We start from the raw sequence: 26,868 nt of genomic DNA on the forward strand, positions 1-26,868 counted from the left end.
GCTTCCACGTTTTACGGCAGTTGATAGCCGGCCGCCTTGAACATCCGGTACCATTCCTCGCGGCTTAACTCGATGTCAGCTCCGATCGCGCTGTCACGCAGGCGTTGGGGGTTCGTCGTTCCCAGCACCGTCTGAATTTTGGCGGGATGACGCGCGATCCACGCGACAGCAATGGCAGCAGGCGTCGCGCCGTAAGTTTCCGCGAGCTGGTCCAGAACCTTGTTGAGTTCCGGATAATTCTCGCGGTCGCCCAGGAAGATGCCTTCAAAGAAGCCATGCTGGAACGGCGACCACGCCTGCAATGTGATGTTATTGATCCGGCTGTAGTTGACGAGCTCGCCATCCCGGTCGATCGACTGCTCAGATCCACCCATATTGGCGGCAACGCCGAATGCGATAGACGGCGCGTGGGCAACGCTCAGCTGGATCTGGTTGGCTATGATCGGTTGGGTAACAGCTGTCTTCAGCAAATCGATCTGGCCTGGCGTATGGTTCGAAACACCGAAATGGCGAACCTTGCCTGCTGCATGGAGCTTGTCGAATGCCTCTGCGACCTCTTCCGGCTCCACCAGCGCATCGGGCCGATGCAATAGAAGCACGTCCAGATAGTCGCTCCGCAGGGCCTTGAGGGACCGGTCGACGCTTGCGAGGATATGTTCCTTGGAGAAATCGAAATATCCCGGCCGGATTCCGCATTTGCTTTGAATTACGATCTGGTCCCGTTCGTCGGCTGTGAGGCGAAGAGCGTCACCAAACCGTGCTTCGCAGCGATGGGGCGCGCCGCCATAGATGTCCGCGTGATCGAAAATATTGATGCCGATTTCCCGGGCCGCCGAGTAGAGGGCTTTAATTCCGCTGTCATCCAGCGTGTTGATCCGCATCAGGCCAAGCACGACACTCGATACCGACACGCCCGAGGTCGAAAGCTGAATATTTTTCATGGGAACTCCCTGCAGCAATTGCGAATAGTTGAGGGACCCTATTAGGCGTGGAAGCCAAAATCTAGAGCCGATAGTGGGCCGCCCGCGACTGCCAGATACTCAAGATCCCGTGTTCATTGCCAGTAAGATCGGCACTCATGTGCCCAGAACGAAAAAAGCGGCCCTGAAGGCCGCTTTCGATCATTTGGGACTATTCCCGATCAGTCCTGTTCGACAACGCCACGCAGATGCGTGAGTTCGAGGATGAACTGCTCGAGCTTGGACTTGTGCTCGTGATGCTCGGCATCATCGAGATCCTTCTGCGCCGCTTCGATACGGCGGGTCAGTTCGTCCTTGTTGATTTCCTCGACCGGAACGGCCGATTCGGCGAGCAGCGTGCAACCCGTCGGCAGGATGTCGGCGAAGCCGCCGAACACGACGTAGTCCTGCTTGCTGCCGGAGGCCGAGCGAACGCTGACGATGCCGGGCTTGATGGTCGTCATCGTCGGCGCATGGTGGGCCATGACCGTCATCTCGCCCTCGGTTGCCGGAATGACAACTTCCGTCACCATCTCCGACAGGAGCAGACGCTCCGGAGATACGAGTTCAAAATTGAAATTGTCAGCCATCAGTGACTTACCTTCTCGGCCTTTGCATCTTGCAGTTTGGTCCCGCAGAACGGGCAGTGCTGTATCGCCTGATCGAGATAGCCGAGGCCTTCTTCGGCCTGAACCAATCCGACAACCATCATCAGCGCACCGTTATCCGCCCTGTAGACGGTGGGCGCTGCGGGTTCCGGAAGATCTGCCACGACCACCCGAAGGGAGTCGCAGCAGAAAATCTCGTCTTGCGCGTCGCTCATCAAGCGGCTGCGGAGAGCTTCTTGGCCTTTTCGATGGCTTCTTCCATCGAGCCGACCATGTAGAAGGCTGCTTCCGGCATGTCGTCGTAGTCGCCGTTGACCAAGCCCTTGAAGCCCTTGATCGTGTCTTCGAGCGCGACGAGCTTGCCCGGCGAACCGGTGAAGACTTCGGCGACGAAGAACGGCTGGGACAGGAAGCGCTCGATCTTGCGGGCACGGGCAACGGCCAGACGGTCTTCTTCAGACAGTTCGTCCATACCCAAGATGGCGATGATGTCCTGCAGCGACTTGTAGCGCTGCAGCGTCGACTGAACCTTACGAGCCACTTCGTAGTGCTCTTCGCCGACAACCATCGGGTCGAGCATGCGCGACGTGGAGTCGAGCGGGTCAACGGCCGGATAGATGCCCTTTTCAGCGATCGAACGCGACAGAACGGTCGTTGCGTCCAAGTGGGCGAACGAAGTTGCCGGAGCCGGGTCGGTCAAGTCGTCGGCGGGGACGTAAATCGCCTGAACCGAGGTGATCGAACCGGTCGTCGTCGTTGTGATGCGTTCCTGCATCTGACCCATGTCCGTTGCGAGCGTCGGCTGATAGCCAACGGCCGAAGGAATACGGCCGAGCAGAGCCGACACTTCGGAACCTGCCTGCGTGAAGCGGAAGATGTTATCGACGAAGAACAGAACGTCCTGGCCCTGGTCGCGGAAGTTTTCAGCAACCGTCAGACCCGTCAGAGCGACGCGAGCGCGGGCGCCCGGCGGTTCGTTCATCTGGCCGTAAACGAGGGCTGCCTTCGAGCCTTCGCCGCCGCCGTGCTTGTTGACGCCGGACTCGATCATTTCGTGGTAGAGGTCGTTGCCTTCGCGGGTACGTTCACCCACGCCTGCGAACACCGAGTAACCACCGTGCGCCTTGGCGACGTTGTTGATCAGTTCCATGATGAGAACGGTCTTGCCGACGCCTGCGCCGCCGAAGAGGCCGATCTTGCCGCCCTTTGCGTAAGGCGCGAGAAGGTCGACGACCTTGATGCCGGTAACCAGGATCTGTGCTTCCGTCGACTGTTCGACGTAAGACGGTGCATCCTGGTGGATAGCGCGCTTGGAAGCGGTGACCAGCGGACCGGCTTCGTCAACCGGCTCGCCGATGACGTTCATGATACGGCCGAGCGTTTCCGGACCGACCGGAACCGAGATCGGCGCGCCGGTGTCGAAAACTTCCTGGCCGCGGACGAGACCTTCGGACGAGTCCATGGCGATCGTACGCACGACGTTTTCACCGAGGTGCTGCGCGACTTCAAGAACCAGGCGGTTGCCCATGTTCGTGGTTTCGAGCGCGTTCAAAATCGCCGGCAGTTCGCCTTCGAAAGCCACGTCGACGACGGCGCCGATAACCTGTGTGACCTTGCCGACAGAGCCTGTGGCGGTCTTCTTAGCGGCGGTCTTCGCTGCCGCCTTCGGGGTAGCTGCCCTAGCCATTCTAATACCCTCTTTCTCTAACCTCAGAGCGCTTCCGCGCCCGAAATGATTTCAATGAGTTCCTTGGTGATCTGCGCCTGACGCTGACGGTTGTAGTTGAGCGTCAGCTTGTTGATCATCTCACCTGCGTTACGTGTCGCGTTGTCCATGGCGCTCATCTTCGCGCCCATCTCGCCAGCTGCGTTTTCAAGCAGTGCGCGGAAGATCTGGACAGAAATGTTGCGCGGAATCAGATCCTCAAGGATCGATGCCGGATCCGGCTCATATTCATAGACAGCGCCGGCATGGGCAGCATCCTCGGTGACGCCTTCCGGCACCTTCGCGGGGATGATCTGCTGTGCAGTCGGGATCTGGCTGATGACCGACTTGAACTCGGAATAGAACAACGTGCAGACGTCGAACTCACCAGCTTCGAACATCTCGATGATGCGCTTGCCGATCTGGTCCGCATTCTCGAAGCCGACACGCTTGACGTCGCGCAGTTCCTTGCGCTCGGTGATGAGCGAAGAGAATTCGCGGCGCAGGCTGTCGTAGCCCTTCTTGCCAACGGTGAAGATCTTGACGGTCTTGCCCTGAGCAATGAGCTTGCGGGCATGATCACGTGCAAAACGCGAAATCTGCGAGTTGAAACCGCCGCAAAGACCGCGCTCTGCGGTGCAGACGACGAGCAGGTGAACCTGATCCTTGCCTGTACCGGTCATGAGCAACGGTGCACCGTCGGCGTCGGTAACCGCATGGGCGATGTTCGCGAGAACAGCCGCCATGCGCTCCGAGTAAGGCCGGGCGGCCTCGGCCGCCTCCTGCGCACGCCGAAGCTTAGCCGCGGCGACCATTTTCATCGCCTTGGTAATCTTCTGCGTCGCCTTGACGGAGGCGATCCGGTTTTTCAGATCCTTAAGTGAAGGCATCCGTTATCCGTCCTAACTGAGCCCGATCAGGCGAAAGACTTCGAGAACGAGTCGAGAGCAGCAACGAGCTTGCCCTTCGTATCGTCGCTGATGGCCTTTTCCGTGCGGATCGTATCGAGGATCGCCTTACCTTCCGAGCGGAGGTAGGAAAGCAGACCCTGTTCGAACTTGCCGATCTGGTTGACGGCAATCTTGTCGAGATAGCCGTTCACGCCAGCGAAGATCACAGCAACCTGCTCTTCGGTCTTCAGCGGCGAGAACTGCGGCTGCTTCAGAAGTTCGGTCAGGCGTGCGCCGCGGTTCAGCAGGCGCTGCGTCGAGGCATCGAGGTCCGAACCGAACTGAGCGAAGGCGGCCATTTCGCGATACTGGGCGAGTTCGCCCTTGATCGAGCCGGCAACCTGCTTCATCGCCTTGATCTGCGCGGCAGAACCGACGCGCGAAACCGACAGACCGACGTTAACAGCCGGGCGGATACCCTGATAGAACAGGTCGGTTTCGAGGAAGATCTGGCCGTCGGTGATCGAGATCACGTTGGTCGGGATGAACGCCGAAACGTCGTTACCCTGCGTTTCGATGACCGGCAGAGCGGTCAGCGAACCGGCGCCCTTTTCGTCGCTCATCTTTGCAGCGCGCTCAAGGAGACGCGAGTGAAGGTAGAAAACGTCGCCCGGATAAGCTTCGCGGCCCGGCGGGCGGCGCAGCAGGAGCGACATCTGGCGGTAGGAAACGGCCTGCTTGGAAAGGTCGTCGTAGCCGATGAGAGCGTGCTGACCGTTGTCACGGAAGTATTCGCCCATGGCGCAACCGGCAAACGGTGCCAGGAACTGCATCGGAGCCGGATCGGAAGCCGTCGCAGCAACGATGATCGAGTACTTCAGAGCGCCGCGTTCTTCGAGAACTTTGACGAACTGGGCAACCGTCGAGCGCTTCTGGCCGACAGCGACGTAGACGCAGAAGAGCTTTTCGCCTTCCGGACCAGACTCGTGAATAGCCTTCTGGTTCAGGATCGCGTCGAGAATGATGGCGGTCTTGCCGGTCTGGCGGTCACCGATGACAAGCTCGCGCTGGCCACGGCCGACCGGGATGAGCGCGTCGATAGCCTTGAGGCCGGTCGACATCGGCTCATGAACCGACTTACGCGGAATGATGCCCGGAGCCTTGACGTCAACGCGCGAACGGCGCGTTGCGTTGATCGGGCCCTTGCCGTCGATCGGGTTGCCGAGAGCGTCGACAACGCGGCCGAGAAGTTCCGGACCAACCGGAACGTCAACGATGGCGCCGGTCCGCTTGACGGTGTCGCCTTCCTTGATGTCACGGTCCGAGCCGAAGATAACCACGCCGACATTGTCGGATTCGAGGTTCAGGGCCATACCGCGGATGCCGCCGGGGAACTCGACCATTTCACCGGCCTGAACGTTGTCCAGACCGTAAACGCGAGCAATACCGTCGCCGACAGAGAGAACCTGGCCGACTTCCGAGACTTCAGCTTCTTTGCCGAAGTTTTTGATTTGATCTTTGAGAATTGCGGAAATTTCCGCGGCGCGGATATCCATCAGCCAACCTCTTTCAATGCAAGCTTGAGAGTAGAAAGTTTGGTACGAAGCGACGTATCAATCTGACGGGACCCGACCTTCACGATCAGACCACCAAGAATTGACGGATCAACCGTGACGGCAATCGCCACGTCTTTGCCGGTGGCGCTCTTCAGCGCCGCCTTCAATTCAGTTTCCTGCGCTGCGGTCAGCGCATGGGCCGAGGCAACCTCGGCAGAAATTTCGCCACGCTGACGGGCAGCGATGATGCGGAAGGCCTTGATCATGCCCGGGAGGGCGAACAGGCGGCGGTTACGCGCCACGACCTTCAGGAAGTTACCGACGAAACCGGAAATACCGGCCTTCTCGCTGATGGCGACGATAGCCTTCAGCTGATCGTCAGCCGAGAATACCGGGCTGGCGACGAAACGCTTCAGGTCGTCGCTCTCATCCAGCATCGCCTGGAAACGGTCGAGATCAGCGGTGACGCTCTCGACGGCACCTTCTTCAAGCGCCAGATCGAACAGCGAGGACGCATATCGCTCTGCAACACCAGAAGTAAGCTGGGACGTGTCTGCCACGGGCACAAATTTCCCTGATTTCAATTCAAGAATCCGGCCGTCGGCGAGCGCCTGACCTATGCTCTTGAATTCGTTTTGATTTCCCCCAGAAATCGCAAGAGAAGCCTCTTGCTTCTTCCGAAATTCGGGGTCCGTCTAACATAGGACGCAGGGACTCGCAACACGCGTAACGCCCGAATATGCCTTTCGAATGATTTTCTATCGGCAAAATCGTGAAATGGCGTGGGGGCAGGCGAGCAGGCGCTCCGCTGCCCGGTAATTCAGGTTGTGAGGAAGCCGAAAGAATAGGCCAGCGGAACAGCCGCGAGGATCGCCTGCACAACCAGAAGTAAATAGTTGATAATTGTGCTCCCCTTATCTGAAAGGAGCGAAATGATGCGTGCGAAAAACGCCATGGCGAAGGCGGCGCCGAGCGCCATATAGATGAAGTCCTGCGCCAGCATGATCGCCGCAAGGCCGAATCCGAGATAGAATCCGCCGACCGACCTCTGCTCCGCATAGCCGTCCCGCCGCTCGCCGCGCGGAGCAAGCCCAAAAAGCTTCATCGCATAACCGGGCGCGAACATCATGACGAAACCGGCAGCCGCCGTGAATGCCGCGCAGCAGAATGCCAGCTGCTCGCCAAAGGTTTCCGGAAAATAGAACTCCATGAATCGACCCCAAATCATGCCGCGTTTGGCAGTCCTTATGGCATGATTGCAGGCGGTGGAAAACGGCCAGCAGACGCTGTTTTTAAAGGAAGCTCTGCGGATCGATGTCGAGCTGGACCTGAATGGAGCCACGCTCTTTCGGCGCCTGCGACAGCATGGTCTTCAGAAACGCCTGCATATCGGAGCTACGGCGCCCGTGGACGAGCAACCGGAAACGATGGCGACCGCGGACGATCGCAAGCGGCGCCTCGGCCGGTCCCAGCACGGAAATGCCCGAGACCTGCGGCGCGGAACCGCGGATGCCGCGCGCATGAGCCTCCGCATCCTGGCGGGTCTCCGCCGAAACGATGATCGAGGCGAGACGGCCGAACGGCGGCAGAATCGCGCGCTCGCGCTCGGTGATCTCGCGCTCGTAGAAGGCACCCGCATCGCCCGAGACGATCGCCTGCATGACGGGATGCTGGGGTTGATAGGTCTGCAGCAGACCGTGGCTCTTCAAGCCCGTTCGCCCGGCGCGGCCGGTGACCTGCGACAGCAGCTGGAAGGTTCGCTCCGCCGCGCGCGGATCGCCATTCGCCAACCCGAGATCGGCATCGACAATGCCAACCAGCGTCATAAGCGGAAAGTTATGACCCTTGGCGACGAGCTGCGTGCCGATGACGATATCGGCCTCACCCTTGGCGATCGCATCGAGCTCCAGTCGCAGCCGCTTCACGCCGCCGGTGATATCGGACGACAGCACGATGGTGCGTGCCTCAGGGAAATGCCGCTCGACTTCCTCGGCGATCCGCTCCACGCCTGGGCCGCAGGCAACGAGATGATCGAGGGTGCCGCATTCCGGGCATGCTTCCGGCGTGCGCTCGGTATGGCCGCATTGGTGGCATTGCAGCTGGCTGCGGAACCGGTGCTCGACGAGCCAGCTCGAACATTGTGGGCATTGGAAACGGTGACCGCAGACACGGCAGAGCGTCAGCGGTGCATAGCCACGGCGGTTGAGAAAGAGCAGCGCCTGCTCCTTCTTCTCCACCGTCTTGCCGATCGCCCGGATCAGCACCGGCGACAGGAAGCCGCCGCGCTCGGGCGCATGACGCCGCATATCGACAAGGTGCAGATCAGGCATCGCCGCATCGCCGAAGCGGGTTGGCAGATGAATCGTCGTGTAGCGGCCGCTCTGACCATTGACCTGGCTCTCCACCGATGGCGTGGCCGAAACCAGTACGACTGGAAAATCACCGATACGGCCCCGCACCACGGCCATGTCGCGCGCATTGTAATAGACCCTGTCTTCCTGCTTGTAAGCCGGGTCATGCTCCTCATCGACGATGATGAGACCGAGATCCTCGAAGGGCAGGAACAGCGCCGAGCGCGCACCGGCAACGACGCGCACCTCGCCGGTCACCGCCTGCCGCCAGACCTTTTCTCGCATGCGCGGCGCGAGGTCCGAATGCCATTCGGCGGGCTTGGCCCCGAAGCGATCCTGAAAGCGTTCGAGGAAGCTCGCCGTCAGCGCGATCTCTGGCAGCAGGATCAGCACCTGCTTGCCACGCCTGAGCGTCTCGGCGATCGCCTCGAAATAGACTTCGGTCTTGCCGGACCCCGTTACCCCATCGATCAGCGACACCGCGAAGGCGCCGTTGCGCACCTCGGCCAGAATCTCGTCGGCGGCTTCCTTCTGCGGACCGGCGAGCCGCGACGGCGCAAAGTCCGGATCGGGCTTCGCGACGACAGGCGGTGGCGGCAGAAAGATGGTTTCGAAAATCCCCTGGCTGATCAGGCCATCCACGACGCTTGTAGAAACACCTGCAGCATGGGCGAGACCCGTGCGAGTCCACGAAACGCCATCGGAAGCCGTATCGAGCACGCGGGCACGCGCCGGCGTCATCCGCTCCGGCTCACCGCCAACAAAGCGCAGGCCTTCCACCATCGGCTCCGGTTCGAAGGCATTGGGCGCACGCAATGCCATGCGCGCCACGAGACCCGGCGGCGAGAGCGTATAGGCGGCGACCCAATCGATGAAATCACGCATCTCCTTGGTCAGCGGCGGGCAATCGAAGACATGGGTGATCGGCCGCAGCTTCTTCGGATCGACGCCATCTTCGCCGCCATCCCAGACGACGCCGATGACCTGACGCGGCCCAAGCGGCACCTGGACGACGGAACCCGGCTCGACCGCCATGCCCTCAGGCACGGCGTAGGAATAGGGCCGCGGCGCAGGCAGCGGAACGAGCACCGGAACCGTGCGGGTTGCCGGTGGTGTCTCGAACAATGCGCCAAAGAGATCGGACGAATCTGTGCTCATCGCGGCAGACCATGCCCGCAACGCAACAGAAAGGAAACCCGCTGAAAACGGCTAGTCGTCTTCGTCATCGTCACCAGCAATCGTGCCCGTCAGCCGCATGCCTTCGATCCAGGTGGCGCCGTTCTCACGGATCACCTTGCGCGGACGAACGCCGCATCGCTCACGCACCGCTTCCGCCAGCTTTTCGGAATGCGTCACAATCCAGACCTGACTGCTCTTCGAAGCCTCGGCAATCATGTCGGCAAGCGGCAATAGCATATCGGGATGCAGGCTCGCCTCGGGCTCGTTGAGAGCGATCAATGGCGGCAGGCGATAGGAAAGAAGTGCAGCCGCAAGACCGAGAAAACGAATCTGCCCATCCGACAGCTCGCGGGGCTGAAACACCCGATGCGGAAAATCGGGCAGAATAAGCCCGAACTCTGCCGTCTCTCCCGGATCAGGAACCACGAGCTTCGCCCCGCCGAGCGCCGATGCCAAAATACGGTCGAGTTCCACCGTATCCTGCCTGGTATGGACAAGCGTCGCGAACACAGCGGCCAGATTGACGCCGTCCTCATCGAGCATCGGACCGGTGACGGCGAGGCAGGGGTGACGCAGGGGCGACGCCCGGTCGGTTCGGAAGCCATGGAAAAAGCGCCAGTTGCTAACGATCCGCCGGAAGGCCGCGACCTCCGGAAAATGCCCGGCATCGCCAAGCAGCGCGATCGCCGTTTCCGAGGTCAGCGCCTCATCCGGATAGTTCTCCATCCGGCCGTCGCTGCCGCGCACCGAAATCGCCGGACCGTCACGTTTCATCATCACCACCGCCCGGCGCCCGGTCTCGACCGAAAGCTCCTCGGCCTTCACCTGTGGCTCAAGCGCAAAGCCGGCCGCAGCGCTCGGAGGCCGGAGCCCGGCTTCGACATGGTAGCGGAACGTGATCGCCCGCTCCTCGTCGACGATCTCGACTTCGAGCCTGATACGCGCCGGTCCCTCGGATTTGCGCCGCGTCCCCGACCAGAGCGCCGAGAGCATCCCGCCTTCCGCTGCAAGCTCGTGCGCCAATCGTCCCCGCACCGCCGCCTGTACCAGCTGCAGCGCACGGTAGAGATTGGATTTGCCCGCACCGTTTTCGCCAAGGAACAGCGTCGTATCCGCCAGATCCATACGGATCGAACGCAGCGAACGGTAATTCTGGGCAAACATCGAGCGAAGGCGCATGACATCGCTTTAACGCAAAGCGACGCCAAAAAGAATGGGCGGGACGCGGCTCCCGATTTGGCTTGGCTGATCTTAGCGATTCCATAATGTCCCTCGGTCAAGATCGGCAGCGAACACCAAAATCAAGGCCGCCGCCGTGAACGAACTTCTGATTATTGCCGATCCGCGGCTGATGGCCGAACGCAGTGCCTGGCTTATGAGCCTCGCCAGCGAGCGCCGTCTTTCGGCTCACACGCTGGATGCATACGAACGCGACAGCCGCCAGTTTCTGACCTTCCTCACCGGCCATCTCGGTGGCCCCACGACGCTGAAGGATATCGAGGCGTTGCGCCCTGCCGATTTCCGCGCCTTCCTGGCCGCCCGCCGCAAGGTAGGATCGGGCGCCCGCTCGCTTGGCCGCAATCTCGCCGGCCTGCGCTCGCTGCTTCGCTATCTCGAAAAGAAGGGCCTGGTGAACGCTGCCGGTGCCAGCGCGGTGCGCTCACCCAAACAGCCGAAATCACTGCCGAAGCCGCTTTCAGATCGACAGGCCGTCACCGTCGTCAGCGGCGAGGCGCAGATGCATGACGAGCCCTGGATCGCCGCCCGCGACGCCGCCGTCATGACGCTGCTTTACGGCTGCGGCCTGCGCATCTCCGAAGCGCTCGATCTGACACCCGGAGATTTTCACGCCGGCGCAACGTCACTGCGCATCACCGGTAAGGGCAACAAGACACGCCTTGTCCCCCTGCTTGCCATCGTCGGGGAGGCGATCGGTAAATACCGCGCTCTCTGCCCGTTCCATCTTGAACCATCCGAGCCGCTCTTCCGCGGCGCCCGCGGCGGCAAGCTGCAGCCGGCGATCATCCAGCGCACGATGCAGACGATGCGCAGCGCCTTCGGCCTGCCGGAGACGGCAACGCCGCATGCGCTGCGTCACTCCTTCGCAACGCATCTCCTGGCAGGCGGCGGCGATCTGCGCACCATCCAGGAACTCCTCGGCCACGCCAGCCTTTCCACCACCCAGGTCTATACCGGCGTCGATTCGGCCCGGCTGCTCGAAGTCTATGATCGTGCCCACCCAAGGGCGTAATCATTCGTTAACGCATTCCCTTAAAGGAATATGCGCGAAGGCGGCGTAGAGTATGAGACTGATCAAGCACCGCGAGCGGAACCACCAATCATGACGATTTCCATCGGCCACCGCAGACTGCAGATCGCGCAGCCGGGCAATATCCTGCTCTGGCTGATCGCGGTCTTCCACATGCTGTTGGCCGCAGCGCTGCTCGCCGTTCTCTTCTCTGTTTCGCCCGCCGCCGCCGATGACAGCTGCTCCGGCAAGGACCTGATGGCCGAGCTGAAGCAAAGTGACCCCGCCCGCTACGCCGAAGTCGTCAAGGAAGCCGACGCCGTTCCGAACGGCAAGGGCATCTTCTGGAAGATCGAGAAACCCGGCCTGAAACCCTCATGGCTGCTCGGCAGCATGCACGTCACCGATCCTCGCGTGCTGAGCCTTCCTGCCTACGCCCAGGCAGCGCATGACAGCGCCGATACGATCGTCATCGAATCCGACGAAATCCTCGACGAGAAGAAGGCCGCCGCCGCCCTCCTCGCCCGCCCTGATCTCACCATGTTCACCGATGGCACCACGATCGACAAGCTTCTGTCGCCCGAAGACTATGCCCGCCTCGATGCCGGCCTGAAGCAGCGCGGCATTCCGCTCGCCGCCGTCTCACGCATGCGCCCGTGGATGATCGCCAGCGCCGTGGCGCTCCCCGCCTGCGAAATCACCCGGAAGGCCAAGGGCGTTCAGTTCCTCGACCAGAAGATCGCCGCCGATGCCATCAAGCAGGGCAAGCAGGTCAAGGGCCTCGAAACGTTGGCCGAACAGCTGCAGGCGATGGCCGAGCTGCCGATGGAATTCCACCTGAAATCGCTGATCGAAACGCTGGAGCTCGGTCCGAAGATGAACGACGTCGTCGAAACGATGACCGACCTCTATCTCTCGGGCGACGTCGGCATGACAATCCCGATGCTGAAGACCGTCTCCCCCGAAGAGGGTGGCGACGGCGACTACGCCGCCTTCGAACAGCGCATCATCCTCGACCGCAACAAGGTGATGGCCGACCGCGCCGCACCGATCCTCGCCAACGGCAACGTCTTCATGGCCGTCGGCGCCCTGCACCTGCCGGGGGATCAGGGCGTGATCCAGCTGCTGCGTAAGCAGGGCTTTGCGGTTACTGCGGTGAATTGAAGACCTAGGTCTTCGCGCGACCCACAAACTCCCTCATCCCTGTGCTTGTCACAGGGATCCAGCCGGCCCAAGTCCTTGAGCCGAAGAGAGTCCTTTCACCGCGCAGACGCGCGGTGGCTAGATTCCTGTGACAAGCACAGGAATGAGGGAGTTTGTGGGTCGCGCCAACAAAAAAAGCCGCAGCCCTCGCGGACCGCGGCTCTCTGATAAGCAATGACCAATCTTACATATGGATCGGCTTGAAGAACGCCGCTAGCGCCGCTTCCTTCACGGCTTCCGACATCGTCGGATGCGCATGGCAGGTGCGGCCGAGGTCTTCGGCGGAGCCGCCGAATTCCATGAGAACGGCGATCTCGTGGATCATTTCGCCAGCGCCGAAGCCGACGATGTGGCCGCCGAGGACGCGGTCGGTTTCCTTGTCGGACAGGATCTTCACGAAACCGTCGGTCGCCAGCATCGCGCGGGCGCGTCCGTTGGCGGTGAACGGGAACTTGCCGGTCTTATAGGCGATGCCTGCAGCCTTCAGCTCTTCCTCGGTCTTGCCGACGGAGGCGACTTCAGGCTGGGTGTAGACGACGCTCGGGATGACGTCGTAGTTCACATGGCCGTGCTGGCCAGCGAGGATTTCGGCGAGTGCGACGCCTTCGTCTTCAGCCTTGTGCGCCAGCATCGGACCCTTCACGACGTCGCCGATCGCATAGATGCCTTCGACATTGGTCTTGAAGTGGCCGTCGATTTCGACGCGGCCGCGGTTGTCGAGCTTGACGCCGGCTTCTTCGAGGCCGAGGCCAGCCGTGTAGGGAATGCGGCCGGTGGAGATCAGCACCACGTCGGCTTCAACGGTCTGCGCATCGCCACCCTTGACCGGCTCGAACGTCACCTTCGCGCCCTTGCCACCCTTCTCGACGCCGGTAACCTTGGCGCTGAGATTGATGTCGATGCCCTGCTTGCCGAGCATGCGCTGGAACTGCTTGGAAACGTCGCCGTCCATCGCGCCGAGGATCTTGTCGAGATATTCGATGACAGTAACCTTGGCGCCGAGGCGCGACCAAACCGAGCCGAGCTCGAGGCCGATGACACCGCCGCCGACGACGATCATCGTCTCCGGAACCTTCTCAAGCGCGATCGCGCCGGTCGAGGAAACGATGATCTTCTCGTCGATATCAACCTTCACGCCCGGAATGCCCGCGACGTCGGAACCGGTGGCGATGACGATGTTCTTGGCTTCGAGTTCCTGCACCTTGCCATCTTCGGCGGTGACGGAAACCTTGCCTGCCGAGACGATCTTGCCGGCGCCCTGGAAGGCATCGATCTTGTTCTTCTTGAACAGGAAGGCGACGCCATCGACATTCGACTTCACCGTCGCATCCTTGTGCGCCAGCATCTTCTCAAGATTGAGCTTCGGCGCCGCAACCTCGATACCGAGCGCATCCATGCCGTGGGCAGCCTGGTGGAACATCTCGGAGGCATGCAGCAGCGCCTTGGACGGGATGCAGCCGACGTTCAGGCAGGTGCCGCCATAGGTCGCGCGCTTTTCGACGACCGCAACCTTCAGGCCGAGCTGAGCCGCCTTGATTGCCGCGACATAACCGCCAGGGCCGGTTCCGATAACGATCACATCGTAAGCCATTGTTCTTTTCCTTTTATTCGTTCGTTGGTCAGGAAATGGAAGCCTATCGCCCGCCGCTCACATTCATGATGGCGCCGGTCACATAGGATGAATTCGAAGACAGGAGATAAAGCACAGCATCCGCGACTTCCGCGGCCGTTCCCGGACGCTGCATCGGGATGGAAGAGGCCATGTCCCGGGCGCGGTCGGGCAGACCGCCGGATGCATGGATATCGGTATCGATGATACCGGGCCTGATCGCATTGACCCGGACGCCCTCAGTCGCGACTTCGCGCGCCAGACCAATCGTGAACGTATCGATCGCGGCTTTCGAGGCGGCATAATCGACATATTGCGACGGCGAGCCGATGATCACCGCCATCGACGAGATATTGACGATCGCCCCACCCTTGCCGCCATGCCGGGTCGACATCCGACGCACCGCTTCCGCAGCGCACAGGATGGAACCGGTGATGTTGATACGCATCATGCGCTCGATGCGCTCGACGCTCATCTCATCGACACGCTGTGGCTGATCGACGATGCCGGCATTGTTGACCATGCCATCGAGACGGCCGAAATGCCGGTCGACGGCCTGAAACATGGCGGCGATATCAGCGGCATTTCCAACGTCGCCTTGAATGGCGATGGCATCGCCGCCCTTGTTTTTGATCTCGCTGACAACGCTTTCGGCAGCTGCAGCGTTGGCAGCATAATTGACGGCAACGCGCCATCCCTGGCTCGCTGCAAGCCTGCAGACTGCAGCACCGATGCCGCGGCTTCCGCCGGTGACGAGAAGAACGGGAGCATCGCTCACTTCACGCACTCCTTGAACGAAAACACGTCCCAAGGCGCGACGGCCTGCTTGCCCTCACCAAGGATCGATGAATCGCGCAGCGCCGGACCGATCGCAGGCAGCACGATGCTGGCAACAGCATTCGATTTTTCGCCTGGAAGGTTGTCGATCGCGCCCTTGTCGTCGACGCCATAGACCGGACCCTGCCAGATGGTGCAGGCGTCGAGATCAGCCCCCGTCGCATCGCCTTCGGGGCAATTGAACATCACCATGCCGATCGTCCGGGCCGGGTCTTCGGAGGGCATGACATAGCCGTCAAGCACTGCCTTGCTGTCCTTCACCGTCATCTTGAACTGATTGCTGGCAGCAGCCGCATCGGAATTCAGCGGCGAGAATTTCAGCTGATAGGTCCCGTCACGATCCGCATAGACGGCGTTCGACAGCGGGCAGTCTGCCGCCGCAGCAAAACCGGGCAGGATCAGAACAGACGCTGCAACGAGTGCTGCAAGGCTCGATCTCTTGCTCATTGCGCCACCGGCTCCTTCCGCCCATCGGAATTTTCGATCACATAGAAGTCCGTCAACATCACCAGCGGATGACCGTCTTCGGCGAGACCCCAGAAGACCGGATAAAAACCATCACCCCAGCCGCTCCAGAAGATCGCCACATTGCCGGTCTTGCCTGCGACAGGCGAATGCAGCGCGAAGCGGCCGCCATTGGCATTCAATTCAGGGGCGATGACGTCGTAGTAATTGACATCTTCGTCCGGCTTTGCCGCCTGTTCCGTTTCCGCCCGCTCCTCAAGAAGCTTCAGCGTATCGGCATCCATGTAGGAACCGAGACCGGCATCGACAGGATAGCCGAGGATCTCATCGTCCTTCAGCGCCGCCGGATCCTGGCCGGGGATCGCCGCCATCTCCCAGCGCGCAGGCTTGCCTTCGCCGAAGCGCATGCTGGCCGCAGCGACGCGGCCGAAGGCTTGGTAGAGGGTCACAGGATAATTGCCCGGAGGGACGGTCCGGATGAACGCCGGCCGATCAGGCTGCGCCAGCGGATCGGCGGCGATGATATGTCCGGAGGTCAGCTGCACGTTGCCCATCTTGACGATGGTGATCTTGCGTTCGGCAAGTGCCGCGTCATCCAGCGAAACCAGGTCGAAATTGCTGCTCGCCTTGGCGATATCCCAAGCGGCAGCGAAAGCCGGAACCGGAAGATGCACTGCGGCTGCACTCAAGAGCGCGAATGCCGCCTGCCTGATCCGGTTCCGCATCGGATTTGCTCCGCTTAGAGATCGAGAACCAGACGTTCCGGATCTTCCAGGCTTTCCTTGACGCGCACGAGGAAGGTGACTGCTTCCTTGCCGTCAACGATACGGTGGTCATAGGACAGCGCGAGATACATCATCGGACGGATGACGATCTGGCCGCCGACAACAACCGGACGGTCCTGGATCTTGTGCATGCCGAGAATACCCGACTGCGGTGCGTTGAGGATCGGCGAAGACATCAGCGAACCGTAGACGCCACCATTGGTGATCGTGAACGTGCCACCCTGCATGTCGGCCATCGACAGCGAACCGTCGCGGGCAGCCTTTGCAAGACGGCCGAGGTCCTTTTCGATTTCGGCAATCGACATCTGGTCCGCGTCACGGATGACCGGAACGACAAGACCCTTGTCCGTGCCGACAGCCATGCCGACGTGGCAGAAGTTCTTGTAGATGATGTCGGTGCCGTCGATCTCGGCGTTGACGGCCGGGAGTTCCTTCAGCGCGTGCGTCACGGCCTTGGTGAAGAAGCCCATGAAGCCGAGCTTCACGCCATGCTTCTTTTCGAAGACGTCCTTGTACTTGGCGCGCAGGTCCATGACCGCCTTCATGTCCACCTCGTTATAGGTGGTCAGCATGGCAGCCGTGTTCTGAGCATCCTTCAGGCGCTTGGCGATCGTCTGGCGCAGACGCGTCATCTTCACGCGCTCTTCGCGGCCGGCATCCTGAACGGTCGAAGGCGCACGTGCAGCCACCGGAGCGGCGGCCGGTGCAACAGCAGCCGGAGCGGAAATGCCCTTGGCGACGGCAGCGATCACATCGCCCTTCAGAACCTGGCCGCGCTTGCCGGAACCATCGACCTGCTCGGCAGCGATGTTGTTTTCAGCAAGCATCTTGGCAGCAGCCGGTGCAGGCGGCATGGAGGACGGTGCGGCAGCGGCAGCCGGGGCTGCGGCAGCAACCGGCTCGGCAACCTTGGCCGGTGCGGCGGCGGCGGGAGCAGCAGCCGGGGCTGCTGCAGCAGCACCTGCGGCGATCTGGCCGAGCAACGCGCCGAGGCCGACCGTCTCGCCGGCCTGGGCAACGATTTCGGACAGCGTGCCGGAGGCAGGCGCCGGGACTTCGATGGTCACCTTGTCGGTTTCAAGCTCGAGGATCGGCTCGTCCGCCTTGATGGCGTCGCCGACCTTCTTGAACCAGGTGCCGACTGTCGCCTCGCTGACGGATTCACCGAGAGTTGGAACGCGGATTTCTGTGGCCATGATTTTGGTTTCCGTTGATCAGTTTGTTTCGATCGTTGTTCGTTCGTTGGATCAGCCGCCCAACGCATCCTCGAGGAATGCGGCGAGCTGCGACAGGTGCTTGGACATCAGGCCCGTTGCCGGCGAAGCGGCGGCCGGGCGGCCCGTGTAGCGGACGCGCTGATACTTCGCATCGATATGGGCGAGAACCCATTCCAGATACGGGTCGATGAACGACCATGCACCCATGTTCTTCGGCTCTTCCTGGCACCAGACCATCTCGGCGTTCCGGAAGCGGCTGAGCTCGTTGATGAGCGCCTTGGCCGGGAACGGGTAGAGCTGTTCGACGCGCAGCAGGTAGACGTCGTCGATGCCGCGCTTTTCGCGCTCTTCAAGCAGGTCGTAATAGACCTTGCCGGTGCAGAGCACGACGCGGCGGATCTTGGCATCCTTCTGCAGCTTGATCGGGCCGTCCTTGATGACCTCGGCATCGTCCCAGAGGAGACGGTGGAAGGAGGACTCACCCGCCATTTCGGCCAGCGTCGAGACCGCGCGCTTGTGGCGCAGCAGCGACTTCGGCGTCATCAGAACGAGCGGCTTGCGGAAGTCGCGCTTCAGCTGACGGCGAAGGATGTGGAAGTAGTTGGACGGCGTCGTGACGTTGGCGACCTGCATGTTGTCTTCGGCGCAGAGCTGGAGGAAGCGCTCCAGGCGAGCCGAGGAGTGCTCCGGACCCTGGCCTTCATAGCCGTGCGGCAGAAGGCAGACGAGACCGGACATGCGCAGCCACTTGCGTTCGCCCGACGAGATGAACTGGTCGAAGACGACCTGCGCACCGTTGGCGAAGTCGCCGAACTGAGCTTCCCACAGGGTCAGCGCATTCGGACGGGCCAGCGAGTAACCGTATTCGAAGCCGAGGACCGCCTCTTCCGAAAGCATCGAGTTGATGACTTCGTAACGGGCCTGGGTCGGCGACAGGTTGGCGAGCGGGATATAGCGCTCTTCCGTTTCCTGATCGTAGAGAACCGAGTGACGCTGCGAGAAGGTGCCGCGTTCGCAATCCTGACCGGAGAGGCGGATCTTGTGGCCTTCCGTCACCAGCGAACCGAAAGCCAGCGCTTCGGCCATCGCCCAGTCGATGTTTTCACCCGACTGAACCATGTTGGCGCGGTTTTCCATAAAGCGCTGGATCGTCCGGTGCGCATGGAAGCCCTCAGGAATTTCAGCCAGCTTGCGGCCGATTTCCTTCAACTGCTTCATCGGAACGGCGGTCTTGCCGCGGCGCTGCTCGTCGGCATTGTCAGCCGTGCGCAGGCCCGACCACTCACCGTCAAGCCAGTCGGCCTTGTTCGGCTTGTAGCTCTGGCCGGCCTCGAACTCCTGCTCGAGATGGGCGCGCCAGTCGGCCTTCATCTTCTCGACTTCGCCTTCGGTCAGAAGGCCTTCGCCGACGAGACGCTCGGCATAGATCTGCAGCACGGTCTTGTGACCGCGGATGACCTTGTACATCTTCGGCTGCGTGAAGGACGGCTCGTCGCCTTCGTTGTGGCCGTAGCGGCGGTAGCAGAACATGTCGAGGACGACAGGCTTGTGGAACTTCATGCGAAATTCCATGGCGATCTTGGCTGCGTAGACAACCGCTTCCGGATCGTCACCGTTGACGTGCAGGATCGGCGCTTCGATCATCTTGGCGACGTCGGACGGATAGGGCGACGAACGCGAGAAGGCCGGGTTCGTGGTGAAGCCGATCTGGTTGTTGATGATGACGTGCATCGTACCGGCAACGCGGTGACCGCGCAGACCGGACAGGCCGAGGATTTCGGCAATGACGCCCTGGCCGGCGAAGGCCGCGTCACCATGGATCAGCAGCGGCAGAACCTTGGCACGCTCGGTCAACGGAATGGTGTCGCCGTCCCAGACGGTGGCGCCCATATCCTGCTTGGCGCGGGCCTTGCCCATGACGACGGGGTCGACGATTTCGAGATGCGACGGGTTTGCCGTCAGCGAAACGTGGACCTTGTTGCCGTCGAATTCGCGGTCGGAGGAGGCACCGAGATGGTACTTCACGTCGCCCGAACCTTCGACTTCGTCAGGTGCGTAAGAACCGCCCTTGAACTCGTGGAAGATGGCGCGGTGCGGCTTGCCCATGACCTGGGAGAGCACGTTCAGGCGGCCGCGGTGGGCCATACCGAACACGGCTTCCTTGAGGCCGAGATTACCGCCGCGCTTCAGGATCTGCTCGAGTGCCGGGATCAGTGATTCACCGCCGTCGAGACCGAAACGCTTGGTGCCCTTGAACTTGACGTCGAGGAACTGCTCGTAGCCTTCGGCTTCGATGACCTTTTGCAGGATCGCCTTCTTGCCCTCGGGGGTGAAAGCCACACCCTTGTCCGGACCTTCGATACGTTCCTGGATCCAGGACTTTTCTTCCGGGTTCGAGATATGCATGAACTCGACGCCGAGCGTCGAGCAATAGGTGCGCTCGAGGATCTCGATCATCTCGCGCAGCGTTGCGTATTCGAGGCCGAGAACGTTGTCGATGAAGATCTTGCGGTCGTAATCGGCGGCGGTAAAGCCGTAATTCTCTGGCGAAAGCTCGTGATAATCTTCGACCGGTGCAGCGATGCCGAGCGGATCGAGCTTGGCGTGCAGATGGCCGCGCATGCGATAGGCACGGATCATCATGATGGCGCGGACGGAGTCGCGCGTCGCCTGGATGATGTCGGCACCATCGCTCGGCTTGCCCGATGCTTCGGCCTTCGCCTTGACCTTGGTCTCGATGACCTTCTCGACGATGCCCCAGTCGCCGTCGAGCGCAGAGACGAGATCGCCACCAGCCGGAATCGGCCAGTGCTTCTTGCGCCAGGATGCACCCTTGGCTGCCTTCTTCACGTCGCTTGGATCATCGTCCAGCGCCTTGAAAAAGGCCTGCCACTGTTCGTCGACCGACGACGGATCTTCTTCATAACGGGCGTAGAGCTGCTCGATATAGGCAGCGTTGGCGCCATCCAGAAACGAAGTGATCTGAAACTGCTCGTTGGCTTCTTGCCGTGCCATGGTGTTACGCGGGCGCTTCTGCCCGCCTCCTGACTAAGATGAATTTGCCGGCCATCTCGCCGGCTGCCGCATTCCAATTTACCGCCTGTCCGCGGCACATCTGCATTCGAAAGTCAGCCGGGCGGCAGCGGCAGATGCGATCCGCCGCCCGGGTCTATATGTCGGTTCAGCCCTTGAGGACTTCAACCAGCGTCTTGCCGAGGCGGGCCGGGGACGGCGACACCTTGATGCCGGCTGCTTCCATGGCAGCGATCTTCGATTCCGCATCGCCCTTGCCGCCGGAAACGACTGCACCGGCGTGGCCCATGGTGCGGCCCTTCGGAGCGGTACGGCCGGCGATGAAGCCTGCCATCGGCTTCTTGCGGCCCTTCTTGGCTTCGTCGATCAGGAACTGCGCTGCATCTTCTTCAGCAGCGCCGCCGATCTCGCCGATCATGATGATCGAGGTCGTCGCCGGATCGGCCAGGAACATCTCGAGCACGTCGATGAACTCGGTGCCCTTGACCGGGTCGCCGCCGATGCCGACAGCCGTCGTCTGGCCGAGGCCTTCGTTCGACGTCTGAAAGACGGCTTCGTAGGTGAGCGTGCCGGAGCGCGAAACGATACCGACCGAACCCTTGCGGAAGATCGAGCCCGGCATGATGCCGATCTTGCATTCTTCCGGCGTCAGGATACCCGGGCAGTTCGGGCCGAGCAGGCGCGACTTGGACTTGTCGAGGCGAGCCTTGACACGGACCATGTCCATGACCGGGATGCCTTCGGTGATGCAGGTGATGAACGGGATCTCGGCATCGATCGCCTCGATGATCGCGTCTGCTGCGCCTGCTGGCGGAACGTAGATGACCGATGCGTCAGCGCCGGTGCGTTCCTTGGCTTCGGCAACCGATGCGAAGATCGGCAGGCTTTCGCCCTTCGAGCCGGTCCAGGTTTCGCCACCCTTCTTCGGGTGAATGCCGCCGACCATCTGCGTGCCATAGTAGGCAAGCGCCTGTTCGGTGTGGAAGGTGCCGGTCTTGCCGGTCAGGCCCTGAACGAGAACCTTGGTATTCTTGTTGACGAGAATAGACATGTATAGGTCCTCAAATTAGGCGTTGATCGCCGCGACGATCTTCTTGGCCGCATCGTCAAGATCGTCAGCAGCCGTGATCGCGAGACCGGATTCGTTGAGGATCTTCTTGCCGAGCTCGACATTGGTGCCTTCGAGGCGAACGACGAGCGGAACCTTCAGGCCGACTTCCTGCACGGCAGCGACGACGCCTTCAGCGATGACATCGCACTTCATGATGCCGCCGAAGATGTTGACGAGGATGCCTTCGACCTTGGGGTCGGCAGTGATGATCTTGAACGCAGCCGCGACCTTCTCCTTGCCGGCGCCACCGCCGACGTCGCAGAAGTTTGCCGGCTCCTTGCCGTAAAGCTTTATGATGTCCATCGTCGCCATGGCGAGGCCGGCACCATTGACCATGCAGCCGATATTGCCGTCGAGGGCAACGTAGGCGAGGTCCCACTTGGAGGCTTCGATTTCCTTGGCGTCTTCTTCGGTCTCGTCGCGCAGCGCCTTGACGTCGTCATGGCGGAACAGCGCGTTGCCATCGAAGGACATCTTGGCGTCGAGAACGCGCAGATGACCGTCCTTCATGACGATCAGCGGGTTGACCTCGAGGAGAGCCATGTCCTTCTCGTTGAAGGCCTTGTAGAGCGCCGGGAACAGCGACTTGGCATCTTCAGCGGCAGCGCCGTCGAGCTCAAGAGCCTTGGAGATCGCGGCAACATCGGCAGCCGTGACGCCGGCTTCCGGATCGATGGCGATCGTGTGGATCTTCTCAGGCGTGTCGTGGGCAACGGCTTCGATGTCCATGCCGCCTTCGGTCGAAACGACGAAGGCAACCTGACCGACCGAGCGATCAACGAGCAGCGAGCAGTAGAGTTCGCGGGCAATGTCAGCGCCGTCTTCGATGTAGAGACGGTTGACCTGCTTGCCGGCTTCGCCCGTCTGCGCCGTTACCAGCGTGTTGCCGAGCATTTCCTTGGCGTGAGCGACGACTTCGTCGATCGACTTGGCAAGGCGGACACCGCCCTTGGCGTCGGGGCCGAGTTCCTTGAACTTGCCCTTGCCGCGGCCGCCAGCATGGATCTGGCTCTTGACGACGTAGAGCGGGCCCGGAAGCGACTTTGCAGCCGCCTCGGCTTCCTCGACCTTGAGGATCGGCACGCCGCTTGCGACCGGCGCGCCATAGCCCTTCAAGAGAGCCTTGGCCTGGTATTCATGAATATTCATGGATCTATTCCTGTTTGAATTGCGTGGGGGTGCGCGAGAATTACTTCAGCGCAGGCGCAATGTTGATGCAGGCTTCGCAAAGACCGGCGACAGCGGCAACCGACTTGTCGAAGGCTTCCTTTTCGGCCTTGTTGAGATCGATCTCGATGACGCGCTCGACGCCACCGGCACCGATGACCGTGGGAACGCCGACATACATGTCCTTGACGCCGTACTGGCCGGTCAGCTGTGCTGCGCAAGGCAGAACGCGCTTCTTGTCCTTGAGGTAGGATTCAGCCATTTCGATCGCCGAGGCGGCCGGAGCGTAGTAAGCCGAGCCGGTCTTCAGCAGGCCGACGATTTCGGCGCCGCCGTCACGGGTGCGCTGGATGATTTCTTCGAGGCGTTCCTTGGTGACCCAACCCATGGTGACCAGGTCGGTCAGCGGAATGCCGCCGACGGTCGAGTAGCGGGCGAGCGGCACCATCGTGTCGCCATGGCCGCCGAGAACGAAGGCTGTGACGTCCTGAACGGAAACGTTGAATTCCTTGGAGAGGAACAGACGGAAACGCGACGAGTCCAGAACGCCGGCCATGCCGACGACCTTGTTGGCCGGGAGGCCGGAGAACTTCTGCAGGGCCCAGACCATCGCGTCGAGCGGGTTGGTGATGCAGATGACGAAGGCGTTCGGGGCATACTTCTTGATGCCGGCGCCGACCTGCTCCATGACCTTCAGGTTGATGCCGAGAAGATCGTCGCGGCTCATGCCCGGCTTGCGGGCAACGCCTGCGGTGACGATGCAGACATCAGCACCTTCGATGGCGGAGTAATCGCTGGCACCGGTCAGATTGACGTCGAAGCCTTCGACCGGGGAAGACTGGGAAATATCGAGGCCCTTGCCCTGCGGGATACCGTCGGCAATGTCGAACAGAACGATATCGCCGAGTTCCTTGAGACCGGCGAGATGCGCCAGCGTGCCACCAATCATGCCAGAACCAATGAGTGCGATCTTATTACGCGCCATTTCGCTTTTCCTTTGCGAATATAATCGGTCGGGCGGCGCGCCGCGGCGTCGTCCAATGCCGCAATCGCATAGACCTAAAGCCAAAAAATGGCAATGTGTTATTTTTGGTGTAGCATTTTCAATCGTTTAGATGCCAAAATTCTTACGTAAACGTAAATAAATTTGTCACCAAATTGTTACTCGGCGGCGGTCTTTTGATGATGCAGCGCAAGATATTCGGCGCTGCGCATCTCGAAGAGACGCGACGCGGTACGATCGAACTCGAAGCCCTCGGTGCCGCGCCGCTCGGCGAGCAACTGTTCCGGCATGGCCGCCGCCGAGGCATGCAGGCGCACGCCATGGTCATATAGGGTATCGACGAGAATGATGAAGCGTTTGGCCTGATTTCGCTTGTCCGCCGTCAGAAGCGGAATGCGATCGACAAAAACGGTATCGAAACGGCCTGCAATCGCCAGAAAGTCCGCAGCGCCGAGCGGCTTGTCGCAGAGATCGGCAAAGCTGAAGCGCGCCATCCGGTCGACGGCGAGCGGCACATGGATAGAGCGCCCCTTCATCGGGATCTCCACCGGCTGCGCCTTGCGCCCATGCAGCATCTGCGTCCACGACGCATCCATGGCCATATCGGTGCGCGCATCGATCGGCGTCAGGTAGACCGGCTGGCTGTTCAGCTTTTCCATCCGGTAATCGGTCGGCGAGTCGAGTGTGACGACATCGACATTCTTCTTCAGAAGCTCGACGAAGGGCAGGAAAAGTCCGCGATTGAGGCCATCCCTGTAAAGATTGTCCGGCTCGACATTCGAGGTTGCGATCAGCACGCAGCCCTTGGCGAAAAGCTCCGAAAACAGCCGCGACAGGATCATCGCGTCGGCGATATCGGTGACGGTGAACTCGTCGAAGCAGAGGAGTTCCGCTTCCTCATAGAGCGAAGCCGCCACCGGCGGCATCGGATCGGCCTGTTTGGTCTCGCCGTCCTTGAGCTTCTGGCGATGCGCGGCGATGCGATTGTGCACATCCGCCATGAACTCGTGAAAATGCGCCCGCCGCTTCTTCTTGCAGGGCGCCATGCCGAAGAACATGTCCATCAGCATCGTCTTGCCGCGGCCGACGCTGCCGTGGATGTAAAGCCCCTTGATCCCGGGCTCGGACTTCTTCTTGGAGGCGAACAGCCAGCCGAGAGCGCTCGATTTGGCGGCCGGACGGCGTTGCTTCAGCTGCGACAGAACCCTGTCGAGGCTTCTGGCAACATCCATCTGCGCTGTATCGATCTGAAGAGAACCCGAGGCCGTCAGCGACTTCAACTGTTCGCTGACGCTCAGGGTGTAGTCTGGCATTGGCTGCATGAGGGCTGATCCGCCTATGCGTGACCGGCGGACGCACCGCCGGCGCGATTACCGGCTGAGAGTGATAGGCTGGCCGCCATTGGTCTGGCCGGAAAAGCTGTTGTCAGCCGTCTTGTAGACGCTGCCGATCTGGTTGCCGCTGCGGTCCTTGAGCAAAACCTGCTTGCCGGACACTTCCCAGGAGCCCATCGCCGTCAGCTCGCCCGTGCAACCGCGCGTGCCGCCACGCGAACCGCTGCCGAGATTGGTCAGCGTCAGGAACATGTCGCAGCCGCCGTTGACGCGCCAGCTGCCGACCATCGATTCCTTGGTGACATCAAGAGCGTTTGCGGCCATGGCGCCCGGTGCTGCCGGAGCTGCAGGGGCCGCGCTCGGCGCTGCCGGAAACTGCGAAGCGCCGCCCGGAGGAGGCAGCTGTCCGCCCTGCACCGACGGTACAGGCTGCGCAGTCAGCGGTGCCGGCTGGCTGCTGTAGCTCGCATTGTCATAGGCCGTACGCTGGCAGCCAGCGAGTGACAGAACAACCGCCACACCCGTCATCGCATATCGCAACTGCATCTTGAGGCTCCCGAATATCCGCCTTGCCGCATCAAAAGTAGTCATCAGACTAATTTTCGAATTAACGTATTTCACTTTGGTTAATCAAGTGAGCACACCCGTAAATTGCCCGTGACAGCATCTGTGCCGGAACGAAGGCAATTCAAGCCGTGCGGCCGCACTTCTGAAGGGAGAATTTGTCAGCACGGTGATCAGCGCAAATTCTCAAGCACTTTCCGGCCTTGCCTGGAGAGTGAAACGGCGCCCGAAGGCGCCGTTCGAAAAACGATGCCGATCAGACCCGGCGCTCCACCATCATCTTCTTGATCTCGGCGATTGCCTTGGCGGGGTTCAGACCCTTCGGGCACGTCTGCGCGCAATTCATGATCGTGTGGCAGCGGTAGAGGCGGAAGGGGTCCTCGAGGTTATCGAGGCGCTCGCCCGTCGCTTCATCTCTGGAGTCGATCAGCCAGCGATAGGCCTGCAGCAGAACAGCCGGACCGAGATAACGGTCGCCGTTCCACCAGTAGCTCGGACAGGAGGTCGAGCAGCAGGCGCAGAGAATGCACTCGTAGAGACCGTCGAGCTTCTGGCGGTCCTCGTGGCTCTGTTTCCACTCCTTGGCCGGCGTCGGCGACACCGTCTTCAGCCAGGGCTCGATCGAGCGATGCTGGGCGTAGAAGTTGGAGAGGTCGGGAACCAGATCCTTAACCACAGGCATATGCGGCAGCGGATAGATCTTCACCGTGCCCTTGATATCGTCGAGACCCTTGGTGCAGGCCAGCGTATTGGTGCCGTCGATATTCATGGCGCAGGAACCGCAGATGCCTTCGCGGCAGGAGCGGCGCAGCGTCAGCGTCGGGTCGATCTTGTTCTTGATGTAGAGCAGACCGTCGAGAACCATCGGGCCGCAATCGTCGATATCGATATAGAACGTATCGATCGACGGCGTCTGGCCATCATCCGGGATCCAGCGATAGACGCGGAATTCGCGGGTATTCTTGGCACCGGCAGGCTTCGGCCAAACCTTGCCTTCGCGCATCTGGGAATTCTTGGGGAGAGCGAGTTCTACCATGTCCGGTT

Annotated in this window: 24 protein-coding genes; 2 read left to right on the forward strand and 22 right to left on the reverse strand. The window is 61.1% G+C overall.

Translation table 11 applies throughout. The features are described from left to right. Window positions 1–11: 11 nt before the first annotated feature. The 10 genes from AC1DJO_RS11080 to AC1DJO_RS11125 all read right to left on the reverse strand — a co-directional run bounded on the left by AC1DJO_RS11080 (window position 12) and on the right by AC1DJO_RS11125 (window position 10,427). Window positions 12–941, reverse strand: a complete 930-nt coding sequence (locus AC1DJO_RS11080) for an aldo/keto reductase (RefSeq protein WP_112517738.1) — start codon at window positions 939–941, stop codon at window positions 12–14. A gap of 200 nt (window positions 942–1,141) precedes the next feature. Beyond that, complete coding sequence (locus AC1DJO_RS11085; protein WP_112385759.1) at window positions 1,142–1,549, reverse strand: F0F1 ATP synthase subunit epsilon; 408 nt, start codon at window positions 1,547–1,549, stop codon at window positions 1,142–1,144. After that, window positions 1,549–1,782: a hypothetical protein gene (locus tag AC1DJO_RS11090; protein ID WP_112385760.1), complete on the reverse strand. Its 234-nt coding sequence runs from the start codon at window positions 1,780–1,782 to the stop codon at window positions 1,549–1,551. The genes AC1DJO_RS11085 and AC1DJO_RS11090 overlap by 1 nt, the downstream gene beginning before the upstream one ends. Beyond that, a complete protein-coding gene (atpD, locus tag AC1DJO_RS11095; protein WP_112385761.1) occupies window positions 1,782–3,254 on the reverse strand; it encodes a F0F1 ATP synthase subunit beta in 1,473 nt (490 codons plus the stop codon). Before atpD ends, AC1DJO_RS11090 begins: the two co-directional genes overlap by 1 nt. 23 nt (window positions 3,255–3,277) lie before the next feature. Further along, window positions 3,278–4,162: a F0F1 ATP synthase subunit gamma gene (locus tag AC1DJO_RS11100; protein WP_112385762.1), complete on the reverse strand. Its 885-nt coding sequence runs from the start codon at window positions 4,160–4,162 to the stop codon at window positions 3,278–3,280. 26 nt (window positions 4,163–4,188) lie between these two features. Continuing rightward, entirely contained in the window at window positions 4,189–5,718 is a 1,530-nt protein-coding gene (atpA, locus tag AC1DJO_RS11105) for a F0F1 ATP synthase subunit alpha (protein WP_112385763.1), read from the reverse strand. After that, window positions 5,718–6,284, reverse strand: coding sequence for a F0F1 ATP synthase subunit delta (locus AC1DJO_RS11110; RefSeq protein WP_112385764.1), 567 nt, complete (start codon window positions 6,282–6,284; stop codon window positions 5,718–5,720). Before AC1DJO_RS11110 ends, atpA begins: the two co-directional genes overlap by 1 nt. 254 nt (window positions 6,285–6,538) lie before the next feature. Continuing rightward, the gene (locus tag AC1DJO_RS11115) at window positions 6,539–6,928 is read right to left on the reverse strand and encodes an AGROH133_08824 family phage infection protein (RefSeq protein WP_112385765.1); all 390 of its coding nucleotides are present in this window, start codon (window positions 6,926–6,928) and stop codon (window positions 6,539–6,541) included. Window positions 6,929–7,010: 82 nt separating this feature from the next. Continuing rightward, window positions 7,011–9,227 carry a primosomal protein N' gene (locus AC1DJO_RS11120; RefSeq protein ID WP_477970478.1) on the reverse strand — a complete coding sequence of 739 codons (2,217 nt, stop codon included), beginning with the start codon at window positions 9,225–9,227 and terminating at the stop codon, window positions 7,011–7,013. A 51-nt stretch (window positions 9,228–9,278) separates the two neighbouring features. After that, the gene (locus tag AC1DJO_RS11125) at window positions 9,279–10,427 is read right to left on the reverse strand and encodes an AAA family ATPase (RefSeq protein ID WP_477970480.1); all 1,149 of its coding nucleotides are present in this window, start codon (window positions 10,425–10,427) and stop codon (window positions 9,279–9,281) included. 136 nt (window positions 10,428–10,563) lie between these two features. On the opposite strand from AC1DJO_RS11125, the gene AC1DJO_RS11130 reads away from it, so the two are divergent. Beyond that, window positions 10,564–11,499 (forward strand): tyrosine recombinase XerC, encoded by a 936-nt coding sequence (locus AC1DJO_RS11130; RefSeq protein ID WP_477970482.1) that lies wholly within the window; start codon window positions 10,564–10,566, stop codon window positions 11,497–11,499. Window positions 11,500–11,589: 90 nt separating this feature from the next. Beyond that, on the forward strand, window positions 11,590–12,660 hold the full coding sequence (locus AC1DJO_RS11135) for a TraB/GumN family protein (RefSeq protein WP_477970484.1): 1,071 nt from the start codon (window positions 11,590–11,592) through the stop codon (window positions 12,658–12,660). A gap of 223 nt (window positions 12,661–12,883) precedes the next feature. On the opposite strand, the gene lpdA is transcribed toward AC1DJO_RS11135, so the two are convergent. The 12 genes from lpdA to AC1DJO_RS11195 all read right to left on the reverse strand — a co-directional run bounded on the left by lpdA (window position 12,884) and on the right by AC1DJO_RS11195 (window position 26,860). Continuing rightward, a complete protein-coding gene (gene lpdA / locus AC1DJO_RS11140) occupies window positions 12,884–14,290 on the reverse strand; it encodes a dihydrolipoyl dehydrogenase (RefSeq protein ID WP_477970486.1) in 1,407 nt (468 codons plus the stop codon). Window positions 14,291–14,333: 43 nt separating this feature from the next. Beyond that, window positions 14,334–15,086: an SDR family oxidoreductase gene (locus tag AC1DJO_RS11145; RefSeq protein WP_477970488.1), complete on the reverse strand. Its 753-nt coding sequence runs from the start codon at window positions 15,084–15,086 to the stop codon at window positions 14,334–14,336. Further along, a complete protein-coding gene (locus tag AC1DJO_RS11150) occupies window positions 15,083–15,592 on the reverse strand; it encodes a hypothetical protein (protein ID WP_112517743.1) in 510 nt (169 codons plus the stop codon). Before AC1DJO_RS11150 ends, AC1DJO_RS11145 begins: the two co-directional genes overlap by 4 nt. Then, window positions 15,589–16,335: a DUF4241 domain-containing protein gene (locus AC1DJO_RS11155; RefSeq protein ID WP_477970490.1), complete on the reverse strand. Its 747-nt coding sequence runs from the start codon at window positions 16,333–16,335 to the stop codon at window positions 15,589–15,591. Before AC1DJO_RS11155 ends, AC1DJO_RS11150 begins: the two co-directional genes overlap by 4 nt. Window positions 16,336–16,349: 14 nt before the next feature. After that, window positions 16,350–17,591 (reverse strand): 2-oxoglutarate dehydrogenase complex dihydrolipoyllysine-residue succinyltransferase, encoded by a 1,242-nt coding sequence (gene odhB, locus AC1DJO_RS11160; protein ID WP_477970492.1) that lies wholly within the window; start codon window positions 17,589–17,591, stop codon window positions 16,350–16,352. Window positions 17,592–17,642: 51 nt separating this feature from the next. Beyond that, entirely contained in the window at window positions 17,643–20,627 is a 2,985-nt protein-coding gene (locus AC1DJO_RS11165; protein WP_112444581.1) for a 2-oxoglutarate dehydrogenase E1 component, read from the reverse strand. 166 nt (window positions 20,628–20,793) lie between these two features. Next, the gene (gene sucD / locus AC1DJO_RS11170) at window positions 20,794–21,696 is read right to left on the reverse strand and encodes a succinate--CoA ligase subunit alpha (RefSeq protein WP_112385776.1); all 903 of its coding nucleotides are present in this window, start codon (window positions 21,694–21,696) and stop codon (window positions 20,794–20,796) included. A gap of 15 nt (window positions 21,697–21,711) precedes the next feature. Next, window positions 21,712–22,905: an ADP-forming succinate--CoA ligase subunit beta gene (gene sucC / locus AC1DJO_RS11175; RefSeq protein WP_477970494.1), complete on the reverse strand. Its 1,194-nt coding sequence runs from the start codon at window positions 22,903–22,905 to the stop codon at window positions 21,712–21,714. Between the two features lie 40 nt (window positions 22,906–22,945). Then, window positions 22,946–23,908, reverse strand: a complete 963-nt coding sequence (gene mdh / locus AC1DJO_RS11180; RefSeq protein WP_112385778.1) for a malate dehydrogenase — start codon at window positions 23,906–23,908, stop codon at window positions 22,946–22,948. A gap of 176 nt (window positions 23,909–24,084) precedes the next feature. Beyond that, a complete protein-coding gene (gene zapE / locus AC1DJO_RS11185; RefSeq protein ID WP_477970496.1) occupies window positions 24,085–25,248 on the reverse strand; it encodes a cell division protein ZapE in 1,164 nt (387 codons plus the stop codon). Between the two features lie 48 nt (window positions 25,249–25,296). Then, a complete protein-coding gene (locus AC1DJO_RS11190; RefSeq protein WP_112385780.1) occupies window positions 25,297–25,806 on the reverse strand; it encodes a protease inhibitor Inh/omp19 family protein in 510 nt (169 codons plus the stop codon). 274 nt (window positions 25,807–26,080) lie between these two features. Further along, the gene (locus AC1DJO_RS11195) at window positions 26,081–26,860 is read right to left on the reverse strand and encodes a succinate dehydrogenase iron-sulfur subunit (RefSeq protein WP_477970498.1); all 780 of its coding nucleotides are present in this window, start codon (window positions 26,858–26,860) and stop codon (window positions 26,081–26,083) included. Window positions 26,861–26,868: the final 8 nt, after the last annotated feature.

The organism is Rhizobium sp. 05N430 (genome assembly GCF_056396985.1).

Coding starts and splice junctions, on each gene's coding strand:
- AC1DJO_RS11085 (WP_112385759.1), bottom strand. CDS start 1,549: ATGGCTGACAATTTCAATTTTGAACTCGTATCTCCGGAGCGTCTGCTC.
- AC1DJO_RS11195 (WP_477970498.1), bottom strand. CDS start 26,860: ATGGTAGAACTCGCTCTCCCCAAGAATTCCCAGATGCGCGAAGGCAAG.
- AC1DJO_RS11100 (WP_112385762.1), bottom strand. CDS start 4,162: ATGCCTTCACTTAAGGATCTGAAAAACCGGATCGCCTCCGTCAAGGCG.
- odhB (WP_477970492.1), bottom strand. CDS start 17,591: ATGGCCACAGAAATCCGCGTTCCAACTCTCGGTGAATCCGTCAGCGAG.
- AC1DJO_RS11190 (WP_112385780.1), bottom strand. CDS start 25,806: ATGCAGTTGCGATATGCGATGACGGGTGTGGCGGTTGTTCTGTCACTC.
- AC1DJO_RS11150 (WP_112517743.1), bottom strand. CDS start 15,592: ATGAGCAAGAGATCGAGCCTTGCAGCACTCGTTGCAGCGTCTGTTCTG.
- mdh (WP_112385778.1), bottom strand. CDS start 23,908: ATGGCGCGTAATAAGATCGCACTCATTGGTTCTGGCATGATTGGTGGC.
- lpdA (WP_477970486.1), bottom strand. CDS start 14,290: ATGGCTTACGATGTGATCGTTATCGGAACCGGCCCTGGCGGTTATGTC.
- AC1DJO_RS11125 (WP_477970480.1), bottom strand. CDS start 10,427: ATGCGCCTTCGCTCGATGTTTGCCCAGAATTACCGTTCGCTGCGTTCG.
- sucC (WP_477970494.1), bottom strand. CDS start 22,905: ATGAATATTCATGAATACCAGGCCAAGGCTCTCTTGAAGGGCTATGGC.
- AC1DJO_RS11115 (WP_112385765.1), bottom strand. CDS start 6,928: ATGGAGTTCTATTTTCCGGAAACCTTTGGCGAGCAGCTGGCATTCTGC.
- AC1DJO_RS11090 (WP_112385760.1), bottom strand. CDS start 1,782: ATGAGCGACGCGCAAGACGAGATTTTCTGCTGCGACTCCCTTCGGGTG.
- AC1DJO_RS11135 (WP_477970484.1), top strand. CDS start 11,590: ATGACGATTTCCATCGGCCACCGCAGACTGCAGATCGCGCAGCCGGGC.
- AC1DJO_RS11165 (WP_112444581.1), bottom strand. CDS start 20,627: ATGGCACGGCAAGAAGCCAACGAGCAGTTTCAGATCACTTCGTTTCTG.
- AC1DJO_RS11080 (WP_112517738.1), bottom strand. CDS start 941: ATGAAAAATATTCAGCTTTCGACCTCGGGCGTGTCGGTATCGAGTGTC.
- AC1DJO_RS11120 (WP_477970478.1), bottom strand. CDS start 9,227: ATGAGCACAGATTCGTCCGATCTCTTTGGCGCATTGTTCGAGACACCA.
- atpA (WP_112385763.1), bottom strand. CDS start 5,718: ATGGATATCCGCGCCGCGGAAATTTCCGCAATTCTCAAAGATCAAATC.
- zapE (WP_477970496.1), bottom strand. CDS start 25,248: ATGCAGCCAATGCCAGACTACACCCTGAGCGTCAGCGAACAGTTGAAG.
- atpD (WP_112385761.1), bottom strand. CDS start 3,254: ATGGCTAGGGCAGCTACCCCGAAGGCGGCAGCGAAGACCGCCGCTAAG.
- AC1DJO_RS11155 (WP_477970490.1), bottom strand. CDS start 16,335: ATGCGGAACCGGATCAGGCAGGCGGCATTCGCGCTCTTGAGTGCAGCC.
- sucD (WP_112385776.1), bottom strand. CDS start 21,696: ATGTCTATTCTCGTCAACAAGAATACCAAGGTTCTCGTTCAGGGCCTG.